Here is an 857-nt window from a genome sequence, read left to right as displayed (position 1 = left end):
GTGACGTAACGCATGGCTGGAAGTTCGATATTTCCCATCTGCGCATTGCTGACAGCCTGCTGGTCTGGCAGCAAAGTAACGGTGAACAACTGAACGTGCGTGATTTTAATCTGGCGCTGGATCAGACGCAGCCTCGCCGTGCACATATCACGCTGAGCAGCCGGATTAACCGTGACCAGCGCGAGTTGCAGGTGAGCATGGATAGCGATCTGGATATTACCGATTATCCGCGACACGTTGGTGCGGTCATCAATCAGTTCGATTACCAACTCAAAGGGGCCGATCTTCCTCAGGACGGCGTGAAGGGCAGCGCCCGGATGAAAGCCCACTGGACGTCGCCAACCCGTCAGTTCAGTCTTGAAGATATCAGTCTCAGTGCCAATGACAGTCAGCTCACCGGCACGGTGTCCGGATCGCTGGGCACGCGCCCCCAGGTGGTTGCCAGTCTGCACGCGGCCAGTCTCAATCTGGATGCCTTACTGGGCCTGAACCCGGTTTCTGCCGGGGGGGGCACCGGGGCCGAACAGCGTTCCGGCCCTGCACCGGTGATTGCTGCGTTGCCAGAGTATGATAATGCCAATTCCCCGCTCAATGCGATGGACGGCCAACTCTCCCTCGTGGCCGATAAACTCAACTGGCGCGGGCTGCAGATGAACAATGTGCAGCTGGACGCCGCCAGTGAAGAGGGGTTACTGACGGTGAAAACCTTCAATGGCCAGGCCGCTGACGGCAGTTTCTCTCTGCCGGGTACGATTGATGTGCGTAGCGCCCAGACTAAAGTGGCCTTCCAGCCAGACCTGAAGCAGTTTGCACTCACTCCGTTATTGAATGGGTTTGAATTGCCAAACAACATCAGT

1 protein-coding gene is annotated in these 857 nt (G+C 57.2%); it reads left to right on the top strand.

Features of this window, described 5'->3' with window-relative positions:
• On the top strand, positions 1 to 857 hold an 857-nt coding region (locus tag WH277_RS04070), incomplete at both ends, for an AsmA family protein (protein WP_339504494.1).

It is taken from the genome of Erwinia sp. MYb416, assembly GCF_037479575.1.
GTDB classification, from domain to species: Bacteria; Pseudomonadota; Gammaproteobacteria; order Enterobacterales; family Enterobacteriaceae; genus Erwinia; species Erwinia rhapontici.
The sequence above is the reverse complement of the archived record's forward strand: the minus strand, read 5'-3'. Positions and strand labels throughout refer to the sequence as shown.